The following is a 13,401-nucleotide window of genomic DNA, read 5'->3' as shown; positions in this document are numbered from 1 at the left end:
GCCTAATTTTTAAGCATTTAGTCGTGTCTCCAAGTATGCAGGGCAACCGAGTGAGTATTTTTTTGAACTCCACATTTGGGCTGCAAGCAAAAGAACAAGAAGTCACCCTAACTATGAATATTTAATGGACTACGGCAGATCATTAAGCGATCTAGTTTTGTTGAGTAAATGTTCACGGTTTCGTCTTGGCAATGACTCCCTAATTTCTTTTGTATTTTATGGTCAGGCTACCCGCTGCTGCGGGTTGAACTTTGTTTAACGCCTATAGCGTGTGAATGTATATTTAACGGTTAAAGCGTGTAAAGCTTGATTTACCTGTTTTAGCGTGTAAAGTAAGAGTTAAGGACAGTTTAAGGGTAAAGCTATCATGAAGGTGACCAACGCAAAGCAGCTTAGTGCGTATCTAAAAGATGCGCGACTGAACGAGCAGCTCTCGCAAAGCAAGGTGGCGAGCAAGGTGGGTATTCGCCAGGATACCGTTTCAAGCTTTGAGCTGAACCCGGATTCGACCAAATTAGAAACGCTGTTTAAAATCCTTTCTGCATTAAACCTTGAATTAGATATAAAGGTTAGGAATCAAGAGCTGGTGAATGAACGCCGCCATGATAACGCCACAGTGCCTGAGCAAGAATGGAAGGAGGAGTGGTAATGGCTGTGCTTGACGTTTATATGAATAGCTACCTGGTGGGGGAGTTTACCAAGTCATCCACAGGCTCTCATCAGTTTAACTATTCATCTCAATGGTTAGCGATACCCGGTAGTCGTCCAATTTCTTTGTCTATGCCGCTACGTAAGCAAGCCTATAAAGGTGATGAAGTTTATAACTTCTTCGACAATTTGCTGCCTGATAATCTCGAAGTGAGAAACAGGGTCGTTGCTCGTCATAATGCTGATTCAACACAAGCGTTTGACCTACTAGCTAAAATTGGTCAAGACAGTGTGGGTGCATTACAGCTTATCCCCCATGGTCAGCCTCCCTTTGATATAAAAAAGATTGAGTCTAAATCTCTACCCGATAAGCGGTTGGAAAAAGTACTCAAGGGTTATCAGTCAAATATCCCCTTAGGCATGTTAGCCGATGACGATGACTTTAGGATTTCTATTGCCGGTGCTCAAGAAAAAACAGCCTTACTTAAAATTGATGGACAGTGGAGACTGCCTATCAAATCGACACCCACTACCCATATCATTAAGCTGCCCATAGGTGAGATAAACAGCCACTCCCACAGCATAGACATGTCTGACAGCGTCGAGAATGAATACCTGTGCATGATGACAGTCAGAGAGTTTGGTTTAGATGTCCCAGAGTGCTCAATAATCGAAGTTGGTGATGTTAAAGCACTTGCAGTGGAACGATTCGATCGCAAATTATCTTCTGATGGCACATGGATTATGCGGCTACCCCAAGAAGACTTTTGTCAGACATTAAATATTCCACCAGCGAAGAAATATGAGAGCCATGGTGGTCCGGGTATTGAACAAATTATGCCTTATCTATTAGGTTCGATGAACTCAGATCGAGATAGGTATAATTTCATGAAGTCCCAAGTGCTGTTTTGGCTGCTAGCCGCAACAGATGGCCATGCTAAGAACTTCTCGCTGTTCATCGAGGCTGATGGCGGATATCGACTAACGCCTTTTTACGATATTTTATCTATGTACCCTGTCATCGGTGGTAAAGGCTTAAATATTCGCGATGCCAAGCTTGCTATGGGGCTCAATGCAACTAAAGGTAAGAAGTATCAAATCAGCCAAATTTTCCCACGGCACTTTATCCAAACAGCTAAAGCTGTGGGCTTTGATACTGCGATTATGATGGAGATGATGCGTGACATAGCTGACAAGGTAGAGGCTGTGATTATGAAGGTTAAAGCGCAGCTGCCAAATGATTTTCCAGCACACATACGGGATTCAATATTGAACGGTTTAACTGACAGAATTAAGCGCATAGTTTAAAAACGGTAATGATTAGGTGACATTCATCGCATCGACTCAAGCCGTTTCAATTTTGCTCTAGTTTTAAATCAGCTGTACGTGTCGATTAATTGCTGTTTTGTAAATATGTTTGCACTACATGTTGATTGAATCGACATCAGCCACAACTTTATTAAGTTAATTTCTTTACCCATTTTCATCTTAAAGAGGCAAACATTGTTGCTTGGACTAGGTGTCAATTTAAACCCCGACTCCATGCAAGTTGGGTGGGCAGGTATCGTATGTGTCATCACTGAACATGTGACCAATATTATTCATTTATTTGCAATGTGTACGTTTTTTCTGTAATTGCCACTGTCATGAATTCCTTTCTCTGCCGACTTTACTTGGTGAAGGTGTGGAGTTCAAACTCATCTTTTTTTATTACCCATCCATCTAAAGTCTATATGTATGTAATATCTTGCACCCACGCTTGATTAGCGCTTTGTACATCGGAATTCTGTTTAAGAAAGACCAACCAAGTGGCTTCATAGATGATTTTAACGAATGTTTTTTGCTTGATTTATCTAAAAACGGTATACTTTTTACACCAAAATTGGTGACCAAAAAATGGATAAGGGCTCCCAAAACTGGTTCAAAACGACTTAAATTGATATTGAATGAGACAAGAGCGCCTTTGTTTTAAGCTTTTGTTATTATTAGTTATATCGCTTATTGTTGAGCTGGTTCATTTGATATCGATTAACAGCATTTGGTCTTCTGACGGTCTCCAAAACCGATGGTTGCGAGTTCGAGTCTTGCCACCCCTGCCAAATTTAGAAGGCCTAGCAGAAATGCTAGGCCTTTGTCTTTTGTACTATTCACAATGTCTCTCATTTACTTTCATACAGACAATCCATATTTGTTTTTCTTCGATCAAACTAGCTACATAGTCGATTTCGTTTCTTAATGTGAAACACTCATTTTGACATCTTATGCTAGCTAGTATTTTGTCGTCATAAGTCATATTTTATAATCGAAAATGTTTGGTCTACTATTTTTCGACAATTCAAGCATTCATTAAATTCGCTATGACTGTGATTTTGTCGTTTTAAGTCTTGCGACAAATAAGGCTTAGTTTTTTTGGTTAAATTACCTTAAACCTTATTTAGTTAACTGTTATGCTTGTTGAAGTATCCTTGTTTTTGAGAGTTCGATGGATAAATCTGCTTTTTTAGATGCGATGAATATTACTCGCTGGCTCAGTGCTGATAAACCGTTAAAGCCTTACTTAGTGTTGCATGATCTCGATGCCGATTTATCTGATCAAACGTTTATCCATGATGTATTGCGTTTATTAAACGTTGATATTGAACAGTGCGAGTTTGATTGTGAAATGATTAAAGGACCACAGGTGATATGGGATATGCGTAAGACAAAAGTTCGTCCTCGTGTTGCTTGGGTTGTAAGTGCGCCGCTAACAGACCTTCATGCACTTGTGGATGAAAAACGTCATTTATGGCAGCAAATTTCTCAACATTTAGACAAAACCCAGCAATTAAGTAAAGGCCTGACCAATGAACAACACTGATGGTCACTTAATTGTCCCCCTTGGCGTTGAGCATGTTACTGCAATGGCGAGTATTGAAAATCAAGCTCATACTCATCCTTGGTCAGAAACTGGCTTAAAGGAGTGTTTTGGGCCTTTATATCGCGTTTTGGGCATTAAGCAGCAAGATGATTTGTTTGCTTTTGCGATAGTGCAGCAGATTATTGATGAGGCGACTTTACTCGATATTTGTGTTGCACCAGATAATCAAGGTTTAGGTTTTGGTTCGTTACTAATGCAGCAACTGATTCATGATGCGAAAGATGCGGGTGCAGTTGTGCTGATGTTAGAAGTTCGTCAGTCCAATGCGGCGGCAAAATACTTATATGAGAAAGTCGGTTTTATTGAATCAGGCAGGCGTAAAAACTATTACCCTACCGATGATGGTTATGAAGATGCCATTTTAATGGATTTATCGTTGAGTTAATTTTTTAGTCTGATTCGACCGAATAAAAATAAAAACAGCGCTAATAGAGCGCTGTTTTTTATTCGGGCGAAGTAAGATTACTTAACTTCTTTACCTTGAGCTTGTAAGTCTGCGTGATAGCTTGAACGAACAAGTGGGCCACAGGCTGCATGAGTGAAACCAAGTTCATCAGCTAAGGCTTTCAATTCATCAAATTCGGCAGGTGGAACATAGCGTTCAACAGGTAGGTGGAATTTAGATGGTTGTAAGTATTGACCAAGTGTGAGCATTTCCACGTTGTGGGCGCGTAAATCTCGTAATACTTCGGCTATTTCTTCGTTAGTTTCACCTAGACCCATCATTAAACCAGACTTAGTCGGGATCGTTGGGTGACGCTCTTTAAAGCGTTTAAGTAGATCTAATGACCACTGATAGTTAGCGCCTGGACGTGCTTTGCGGTAATGAGCTGGAGCCGTCTCAAGGTTGTGATTAAATACATCAGGAGGCTCGGTCGCTAAAATATCTAAAGCGGCATCGATACGACCTCGGAAATCAGGAACCAGAGTTTCAATCTTGATTTCAGGGTTTAATAAACGAATTTCGCGAATACAGTCAGCGAAATGCTGTGCACCACCATCACGTAAATCATCACGGTCAACAGAAGTAATTACCACATACTTTAACTTCATGTCTTTAATCGTTTGAGCCAGTTTTTTAGGCTCGTCAGAATCCGCTTTGAGTGGGCGACCATGGGCCACATCACAAAAAGGGCAACGACGGGTACAGATTGCACCTAAGATCATAAAGGTTGCTGTGCCGTGGTTAAAACATTCTGCTAAGTTTGGACAAGAGGCTTCTTCGCAAACTGAGTGTAATCCGTTTTTACGTAATGCCGCTTTTATCTCGAGAATACGTTGATTTGACGCGGGTAATTTTACTCGTAACCAATCCGGTTTACGCAGCATCGTTTCGCGCTCTGATGGCACGACTTTTACAGGAATTCGTGCGACTTTATCGGCATCACGTAATTTGACACCTGGTTGTAATCTTTCAGGCCTATTCATTATTCTGCTAATCCTTGATGATGTACAAGTTGTTGGTAGCCCATAATTTGGCTAAAGGTTTGGATTAATTTATCGCCAGCTTCAAGCACAGTTTGTGGACCACCTAATGCTTTACATTGCACCATTTCTAAACCCGCATATCCGCAAGGATTGATACGCTGAAACGGGGCTAAGTCCATATCGACATTTAATGCTAAGCCGTGAAAAGAGCAACCTTTACGGATGCGTAATCCTAAAGAGGCAATTTTTCGTTCTGTTACATAAACACCAGGAGCGTCAGCTTTTGCGTAAGCATTAATAGCGTAACAAGCGAGCATGTCAATAATACTTTGCTCAATATTGTTCACTAACTGACGAACGCCTAGTTTATTACGTTTGATGTCGATAAGTGGATAAACCACTAATTGTCCTGGGCCGTGATAAGTAACTTGGCCACCACGATCGACTTGAATAACCGGAATATTACCAGGGTTGAGTATATGCTCGCTTTTACCTGCTTGGCCTTGGGTAAATACTGGTTGATGCTCAACAATCCAAAGTTCATCTTGGCTGTCGCTATCGCGAGTGTCAGTATATTCCTGCATTGCATGCCATGTCGATTCATAGTCTTGCATGCCAAGATGGCGGATGTGCAGTGTTTGTGCTTGCAAGGGCAACGTCTCCCCCAGATAAATTGTGTGTGTCCATCGAGTCAATGGATGAATTCTTAGTATTATACTCAAGTTTATGAGTAAAGATGACTCTTTTGGCTCTTACAGTACGCGTTTTACACCTTCAATTGCGGCAAGATCAATATACGCTTTTTCAATATGTTCTTTGCTGGTAACAGTAATACGGATGGTCACTGAATAGTAACTGCCTTTACTTGATGCCTTCACGCTTGGAACATAATCACCGGGAGCAAGTTGTTGCGCTACAGCAACAACACGATCGGCTAAGGTATCGTCAGCATCACCAATCACTTTGAAAGGGCACGAATTAGGAAATTCCATCACTTGGTCAAACGTTGTATTTAACATTAACTTACTCGATTCTATTTTGGTGTTACTAATATGGTGGCAATTATACCCGATTCAAGCCCGGTAGATCTTAAAAAGTTAAAGCCGCTGATTAGGCGGCTTTAATTAGTTGATTCACTAATAGTTTCATTAGTGAATCATGTCAATCTGAATAATTACTCAAACCAACTGGCAAACATTTGTTTAAAGTAATCCATTAACTTACTGAACATACCGCCTTCTTGAACTTCATTCAATGTCACTAGCGGGAATTGAGCAATGTCTTTTCCATCAAGCTGGAAAAAGACGCGACCGACGGTTTCGCCTTTAGCAAGTGGGGCTGTTAGTGGCTTAGTTAATTCAAAGTTAGCTTGTAAATCTTTTGCTTTACCACGGCTAATAGTAATAGGGGTATCGGTCATAACACCAAGATCAACAGTTTCTCTATCGCCATACCAAATTTGCTGAGTCACGAAGGTATCACCCGCTTTGTAAGGTGTGATTGTTTCGAAAAAACGGAAACCATAGTTGAGCAGTTTCTTACTCTCAGCTTTACGTGCAGATTCACTCGATGTGCCCATCACAACGCTAATAAGACGCATGCCTTCGCTGGTGCCTGAAGATACTAGGTTGTAGCCTGCACCTGATGTATGACCAGTTTTAATACCATCAACGTTTAAGCTTTTATCCCATAACAAGCCATTACGGTTATATTGCTTAATGCCGTTATAGGTAAAAGACTTCTCTGAATACACTTTATACTCTTCAGGTACATCACGGATCAGCGCGGCACCTAAAATGGCCATATCATAGGCTGTCGTTTTGTGATTTTCTGAATCTAAACCATGAGAGTTTTCAAAGTAGCTGTCTTTCATGCCTAATTGCTTAGCCCATGAATTCATTAAATCAACGAATGCACCTTCTGTCCCGGCAATATGCTCAGCCATAGCAACACAGGCATCATTACCCGATTGAATAATAATACCGCGGTTTAAGTCGTGTACTTTGACGGTTTTACCCACTTCAATGAACATTTTAGATGAGTCAGGGAAATTCTTTGCCCACGCGTTCTTGGTAATGGCTACATCATCATCTAATGAAATATTACCAACGCGGATTTCATGGCCAATAACATAGCTGGTCATCATTTTTGTCAGACTTGCTGGGTTTAAACTTTCGTAGGCATTTTCTTCAGCAATAACTCTGCCAGAATTATAATCCATTAGCACGTAAGCTTTAGCTGCAACACTAGGCGCGTCTGGTGTCACCATAGGTGCGCGATTGGGGGTAGGACGTATATCTGGTTGTGGCGTTGCTGCGATTGAAGAAAAACAGACAACAGATGCAAAGAGCATCGTTGTTAATTGAGCAGTTTTGGAAGTCATCATGAAGTTAGCACGTCTCTAGTTAGTCGAAGAAAAGACAAAGATCAATTGGTATAATTTTTCGATTATACATTAGTAGGCAACCATTTCGCATTAAGGTTCATTCATCCAATGTAAATGAAGCTTAATGTTACTCTATATCACCAGTATTATTGCTTACGGTACGATAAAGCTTTGTGGATAACCATCTGTTTGCACACGATCGAGCAATTTATTGGTTAGATGAATTTGTCTGATCGGCCCCAACTGTAATCTGTGCATGCCATTTATGGATGTCACGCGAGAATTAACGGCGTATTTGGTTTCTAACTGTTTGGCTAACATATTAATACGCAGTTTATCTTGCGACGCTGCAACTTGAATAAAGTGATTATCATCATCTTTTAAATCGCTTATTACTCGCTCTTCTGGTGAGGGAATGTAAACGGTTTCAATGGCGACTTTTGCGGTTCCTCTGGCCAGCATGCCTAAGTGATAAGCCGCAGCATAAGATAGATCAATCACTCGACCATGATGAAACGGTCCGCGGTCATTTACCCTAACAATAATTTGTTTATTGTTGTCTAAATTGGTCACTTTGACATAACTGGGTAAGGGCAGGTTTTTATGCGCTGCAGACATAGTGTACATATCATAAGTTTCGCCATTAGAGGTTAAGTGGCCGTGAAACTTTGAACCATACCATGATGCATGACCTTGCTCTTTAAATCCCTTACCGCTGTCGAGCACTTGATAGCTTTTGCCTAATACCGTGTAGTCTCGATTACCTTGTCTGCTGTAAGGTTCGTATTTAGGTTGTGCATTTTTAACCAAGCTCACATCTGGTGCGTCATCAGGATATCGATCGTTAGCCATTTGATAGCGGCTTTTTTTTCCTGAAGAAGAGTTTTTAGCATCATTTGACGAGCAGCTAATGAGAAAGACACTGCTAAAAATGATTAATAAGATGAAACGGTAATTAATGACCATGTTGATTTACCGATTTATGATGAGCGTTAAGTTGTTGGCTAAACTGATAAACCGCCATGGCATATAATGGGCTGCGATTATAGCGAGTAATCACATAAAAGTTTTTAAGCCCGAGCCAGTATTCAGTGCTTTCAGCTTGATCTAGTTTAATTAACAATGCAGCTTGTGAGGCATCCATATCTTGATTATCTGCCAAGCTTAATGATGGGCTAAGAATGTCTGATACCTTATAGTGAAGCTTTTCTTTGGTCCATACCTTCGTTTTAGGGGCCGTGCTTGAGGTGTGATTTAGCAATAGCGCTACAGGTTGGCCTTTTTGCCAACCGTGTTGATGAAAATAGTTAGCTACACTGCCAATCGCATCAGCTTTGCTGGTTAATAAATCTCGTCGACCGTCACCATCAAAATCAACAGCGTAATGACGGTAGCTAGATGGAATGAATTGACCGTAACCCATTGCTCCAGCATATGAGCCTTTTAAGGTGGCATTATCGAGTTTTTCTTCTTTAATTAACGACATTAAATTGGCATATTCACTGCGAAAGAACGTTGCCCGTGGTGGGTAATGAAAGCCCAGCGTGTACAGGGCATCTTGCACACGATAATTGCCTAAGTAACCACCATAGAATGTTTCAATGCCAATGATCGCCACTATAATTTGTGGATCGACGTTAAATTGCTTGGCTGCTTTATCGATGGTTTGCTGGTTTTCTTGCCAAAACTCTAGCCCTTTTTGCAACCGTTTATCGGTTAAAAAAATAGGATAATATTGGTGCCAAGGTTTCGCTTCCCAAGGTTTTGATATCGCGTCAATAATGGTTTGGTCGAAGCTTGACGATGCTAAAAACTGCTCGACTTCTTGTTGCTTAAATCCTTGTTTTACTTGTTCGGCAATAAAGGTTTTCTGTAACGCTTGAGTATCAGTTTCGGTCACTGCATTTGCGTCAAAAACAGCACTCATAAGTAATGCTAAGCTGGCGATTTGAACGGTTATTTTTGTCATGGTTAACGTTAATCCTATCTATCGACAAATCGTCTGTGGGTGTGAATACTCATTAAAATACCAAAACCTGTCATTAAGGTCAGCATTGAGGTTCCACCATAACTGATTAGCGGTAAAGGTACACCAACCACAGGTAGAATGCCTGATACCATGCCGATGTTAACAAAAACATAGACAAAAAACGTTAGGGTGATACTTCCGGCCAATAAGCGTGCAAAACTGGTCTGTGCTCGTGAAGCGATAACCAGACCCCTGCCAATGACAAATAAATACATTGCCAGTAACACTAAACTGCCAATTAATCCGAACTCTTCTCCGATCACTGCAAAGATAAAGTCGGTATGTCGCTCAGGTAAAAATTCTAATTGTGATTGAGTCCCATCAAGCCAACCTTTACCCCAAAGTCCACCAGAACCAATGGCAATTTTCGATTGGATAATATGATAACCCGCGCCGAGAGGATCTTGTTCTGGATTAAACAAGGTTAATACTCGAGTACGCTGATAATCGTGCATCAAGAAAAACCACAATACCGGTAAAAAGATCAAAATCGCAGTAACAAAGCCGCCGACAATTAGCCAGCTCATGCCAGATAAAAACAACACAAATACTCCAGAAGCTGCGACCAAAATAGAGGTGCCTAAGTCAGGTTGTTTAGCAATGAGTAATGTTGGAATAAGTAGAATAATAACGCCACCGGCCAGATATCGCTTTTTGGGTGGTAGCGGGAACTTACTGATATACCACGCCATGGTGATGGGGAAGGCTAGTTTGATGAGTTCCGATGGTTGGAATTCCATAAATCCTAAGTTTAGCCAGCGCTGGGCACCTTTATTAATGGTGCCGAACAGTTCAACACCGATGAGTAACGCTACCCCAGCAAGATAAATAGGCAAAGCCCAACGCCTGAGTATTTCAGGATTGATTTGTGCAAAGCAAAACATGACGCCTAACGACAACGCCATACGCACAAGTTGACGCTCCATCATCGCAGGGTCTTCGCCACTGGCAGAATAAATCACAAAAAGGCCAAAGCTCATTAAGATAACGATGCCGATGAGTAATGGCACATCTAAGTGTATTTTTTGCCAAAACGATTTTTGATATGCATGATTATTCACGGTTTTACCGCCCATTCGTCTCGTAAAATATACTCATCGAGCAAGGCTCGAGCTAGCGGGCCAGCATTGGCGCCACCCCAGCCGGCGTTTTCTAATACCACAGCCAAAACAATACGAGGGTTTTCGTAAGGAGCGTAAGCAACAACTAATGCATTATCGCGTAAGTGTTCTGCGATAGTGTTGGCATTATATTTTTGATCTTTAGCTACGCTAAATACCTGTGCAGTACCCGTTTTCATTGCTGCAGTATAGGTTGCATCGGTAAAGCGAGATTTATCAGCAGTTTGGCGCATAGCTTCATTGATGATGTCCCAATTACGAGGGTCTTTAAGCTCTATTGGTACTTGCTCATCAATCGGCGAATCAATTTTAACGGTACTATTTTTAAATGATTTTAATAGATGAGGCGTAAAGCGCTTGCCTTTATTTGCCATGATAGTCACCGCATTAGCAAGCTGTAGAGGAGTAGTGGTCCAATATCCTTGGCCAATACCGACCGAAATGGTATCGCCGTTATACCAAGGTTGGTTGTAACGCATTCTTTTCCAGTCTCGAGATGGCATTACGCCATCTGATTCTTCAAAAATATCAATGCCAGTACTTTTGCCAAAACCAAAGCGATCCATAAATATGGCCATTCTATCGATGCCAACTTTATAGACGAGGTCATAAAAGAAAATATCACAAGAGTCGACAATGGCATGATAGATATCTACCCAGCCATGGCCCCATTTTTTCCAGTCGCCCCATTTGCGATCGACGCCTGGCATTTGCCAATAGCCTGGATCCCAAATCCGCGTGCGTTCGCTAATGATTTTTTCTTCTAACCCAAGTAATGCCACATGCGGTTTGATGGTTGACGCAGGAGAGTATTGCCCTTGGGTTGAACGATTTATTAATGGCCGCGACTTATCGTTTAACAGCTCATTATAAGCTTTAGAACTAATGCCGTGAACAAAGGGGTTTGGGTCATATGATGGGCTTGAAATCATGGCTAAAACACCGCCATCTCTAGGATCTATAGCCACAACGGAGCCTTTGCGGCCATCTAAAAGCTCCATGGCCTTCTGCTGTAGTTTGAGGTCTAACGTGAGATAGATATCTTGTCCTGGTGTTGGCGGAGTCACTTTAAGCGTGCGGATCACTCTGCCACGATTATTGACCTCTTCTTCGAGGTGACCAGGGGTACCATGAAGTAAACTTTCATAAAATTTTTCAATACCTTGCTTACCAATATCTTTGGTTGCAGCATAGTTTTTCCACTGACTGCTTTTTTCAAGTAAGGCTTTATCTCGGCTATTAATTTTGCCGACATAACCCAATACATGAGTCATTAGCGCATTAAAGGGATAATGACGCTTAAGACCTGCTTCAACATAAATACCAGGAAATTTATATTGATTAACACTAAAGATGGCGACTTGTTCGTCGGTTAATTTACTTTTAATGGTTAACGGCTTAAACCGGCGATGAAACTTTAAGGTTTCAGTGATGCTTTCGCGCTCATCTTCTGAGAGTTCAATGAAGGTATTAAGCTCGTCCAAAGTCGCGGTAATGTCATCGACTTTTTCTGGAATAAGTTCTAAAGAATAATAAGGTTGGTTTTCGGCTAATAGTACGCCATGACGGTCATAAATTAACCCTCTGCTAGGCGGAGTAGGAACCACACGGATACGGTTATCATTTGAACGAGTTTCATAGTCTTTGTAAGAGACAACTTGAAGATGATAAAGATTCGAAAATAAGATGCAGAGTAGAAAGAATACGCAAATAAAAGTGAATAATGCACGGCGTTTAAATAGCGCGGCCTCTGCGGCGTGATCATGCATGGTAATGCGCTTATTTGGCGACACTTATGCTATCCCCGTCTTTACCAAATGGAAGGTTGAATTATAGAAGGTCACAGTATCAGCTGATGAACATGAAAAAAAGAGTTGCATGATAATCATTATCGATAAGCTTAGTTATTCATGCGACTGAGTTTATTCTCTGTGATACGGATGATTGTTATTGACGCTCCAAGCTCGATATAGGCTTTCTGCCACAATAACCCTAACCAAAGGGTGAGGTAAGGTCAGGGCAGATAAACACCAGCTTTGGTTGGCCGCCTCTTTACAAGCAGGTGAAAGTCCTTCTGGGCCACCAATAAGTAAGCTGACATCTCTACCATCGAGTTGCCACTTTGTCATTTGCTCGGCAAGTTCTGGTGTTGTCCAGTTTTTACCGGGTAAATCTAGGCTGACAATGTGGTTACCTTTTGCTACTGCCGCTAGCATTAATTCGCCTTCCTTATGTAAAATTCGGGCGATATCAGCATTTTTCCCGCGTTTCCCTGCTGGGATTTCGATGAGTTCCAAAGCCATATCTCTAGGGAAACGGCGTTGGTATTCTTCGAAGCCTCGGGTTACCCAATCGGGCATTTTGGTGCCAACGGCAATAAGCTGTAACTTCATTAGACGCTGTGTTCAGACCAAAGTTTTTCAAGCTCGTAGTAATCACGAGTTTGTTCTTGCATCACATGCAAAATCACTGAGCCTAAATCAACTAATACCCATTCACTGCTGTCACGACCTTCGACCCCAAGAGGTTGCACGCCAGCATTTTTTGCTGACACGATTACGTGCTCACCAATAGATCGAACGTGTGTTTTTGATGTACCAGTACAAATGATCATAGTGTCGGTAATGGTTGACCGCTTAGATACATCTATAACAGTAATATTTTTTGCTTTTAAATCATCGACTTTGTCGATAACGAAATCTTTTAGTTCGGTGCCTTGCACTCGAAGTACCTCATAAGTAAAAATTAACGGAGTATTATACTCAAATTCACTGTTGATGCGCAATTAAGCATGGCTAAACAGCGATAGATTTAATTTTGTGTCTGATGCCGAGTTTACCCATAATCATAAAAATTGAGTTAATAACTGTGC

The 13,401-nt window shown here is 41.3% G+C and carries 14 protein-coding genes; 4 read left to right on the top strand and 10 right to left on the bottom strand.

Translation table 11 applies throughout. From position 1 onward, the window contains the following. Positions 1-367 precede the first annotated feature (367 nt). The 4 genes from AAEY99_RS10145 (at position 368) to rimI (ending at position 3,950) form a co-directional block, all read left to right on the top strand. Positions 368-649: a helix-turn-helix domain-containing protein gene (locus tag AAEY99_RS10145; protein ID WP_351010355.1), complete on the top strand. Its 282-nt coding sequence runs from the start codon at positions 368-370 to the stop codon at positions 647-649. Then, a complete protein-coding gene (locus AAEY99_RS10140) occupies positions 649-1,956 on the top strand; it encodes a type II toxin-antitoxin system HipA family toxin (RefSeq protein ID WP_351010353.1) in 1,308 nt (435 codons plus the stop codon). Before AAEY99_RS10145 ends, AAEY99_RS10140 begins: the two co-directional genes overlap by 1 nt. A 1,174-nt stretch (positions 1,957-3,130) precedes the next feature. Continuing rightward, complete coding sequence (locus tag AAEY99_RS10135; protein WP_101088692.1) at positions 3,131-3,505, top strand: hypothetical protein; 375 nt, start codon at positions 3,131-3,133, stop codon at positions 3,503-3,505. After that, positions 3,492-3,950 carry a ribosomal protein S18-alanine N-acetyltransferase gene (gene rimI / locus AAEY99_RS10130; RefSeq protein WP_351010351.1) on the top strand — a complete coding sequence of 153 codons (459 nt, stop codon included), beginning with the start codon at positions 3,492-3,494 and terminating at the stop codon, positions 3,948-3,950. Before AAEY99_RS10135 ends, rimI begins: the two co-directional genes overlap by 14 nt. Before the next feature lie 77 nt (positions 3,951-4,027). Here the strand turns inward: rimI and lipA are convergent, their stop codons facing one another. From lipA to rsfS, 10 genes are all read right to left on the bottom strand, one after another. Beyond that, the gene (gene lipA, locus AAEY99_RS10125) at positions 4,028-4,993 is read right to left on the bottom strand and encodes a lipoyl synthase (RefSeq protein ID WP_101088694.1); all 966 of its coding nucleotides are present in this window, start codon (positions 4,991-4,993) and stop codon (positions 4,028-4,030) included. Next, positions 4,993-5,643 (bottom strand): lipoyl(octanoyl) transferase LipB, encoded by a 651-nt coding sequence (gene lipB, locus AAEY99_RS10120; protein ID WP_101088695.1) that lies wholly within the window; start codon positions 5,641-5,643, stop codon positions 4,993-4,995. Before lipB ends, lipA begins: the two co-directional genes overlap by 1 nt. 102 nt (positions 5,644-5,745) lie before the next feature. Further along, positions 5,746-6,012 (bottom strand): DUF493 family protein YbeD, encoded by a 267-nt coding sequence (ybeD, locus tag AAEY99_RS10115; RefSeq protein WP_011636177.1) that lies wholly within the window; start codon positions 6,010-6,012, stop codon positions 5,746-5,748. A 155-nt stretch (positions 6,013-6,167) separates the two neighbouring features. After that, complete coding sequence (locus tag AAEY99_RS10110) at positions 6,168-7,376, bottom strand: serine hydrolase (protein WP_392341435.1); 1,209 nt, start codon at positions 7,374-7,376, stop codon at positions 6,168-6,170. Positions 7,377-7,532: 156 nt separating this feature from the next. Continuing rightward, positions 7,533-8,345, bottom strand: coding sequence for a septal ring lytic transglycosylase RlpA family protein (locus tag AAEY99_RS10105; RefSeq protein ID WP_192114327.1), 813 nt, complete (start codon positions 8,343-8,345; stop codon positions 7,533-7,535). After that, entirely contained in the window at positions 8,335-9,348 is a 1,014-nt protein-coding gene (gene mltB, locus AAEY99_RS10100) for a lytic murein transglycosylase B (protein WP_392341390.1), read from the bottom strand. Before mltB ends, AAEY99_RS10105 begins: the two co-directional genes overlap by 11 nt. A 14-nt stretch (positions 9,349-9,362) precedes the next feature. Continuing rightward, the gene (gene rodA, locus AAEY99_RS10095) at positions 9,363-10,484 is read right to left on the bottom strand and encodes a rod shape-determining protein RodA (RefSeq protein WP_011636181.1); all 1,122 of its coding nucleotides are present in this window, start codon (positions 10,482-10,484) and stop codon (positions 9,363-9,365) included. Continuing rightward, positions 10,466-12,322 carry a penicillin-binding protein 2 gene (mrdA, locus tag AAEY99_RS10090; RefSeq protein WP_101088698.1) on the bottom strand — a complete coding sequence of 619 codons (1,857 nt, stop codon included), beginning with the start codon at positions 12,320-12,322 and terminating at the stop codon, positions 10,466-10,468. The genes rodA and mrdA overlap by 19 nt, the downstream gene beginning before the upstream one ends. Positions 12,323-12,451: 129 nt before the next feature. After that, positions 12,452-12,922, bottom strand: a complete 471-nt coding sequence (rlmH, locus tag AAEY99_RS10085) for a 23S rRNA (pseudouridine(1915)-N(3))-methyltransferase RlmH (RefSeq protein WP_101088699.1) — start codon at positions 12,920-12,922, stop codon at positions 12,452-12,454. Then, a complete protein-coding gene (rsfS, locus tag AAEY99_RS10080; protein WP_011636184.1) occupies positions 12,922-13,251 on the bottom strand; it encodes a ribosome silencing factor in 330 nt (109 codons plus the stop codon). Before rsfS ends, rlmH begins: the two co-directional genes overlap by 1 nt. Positions 13,252-13,401 lie beyond the last annotated feature (150 nt).

The sequence above is a fragment of the Shewanella sp. S1-58-MNA-CIBAN-0166 genome, assembly GCF_040310085.1.
Taxonomy (GTDB): domain Bacteria; phylum Pseudomonadota; class Gammaproteobacteria; order Enterobacterales; family Shewanellaceae; genus Shewanella.
Note: the sequence above shows the minus strand (reverse complement) of the source record. Positions and strands in the feature narration are given on the sequence as shown.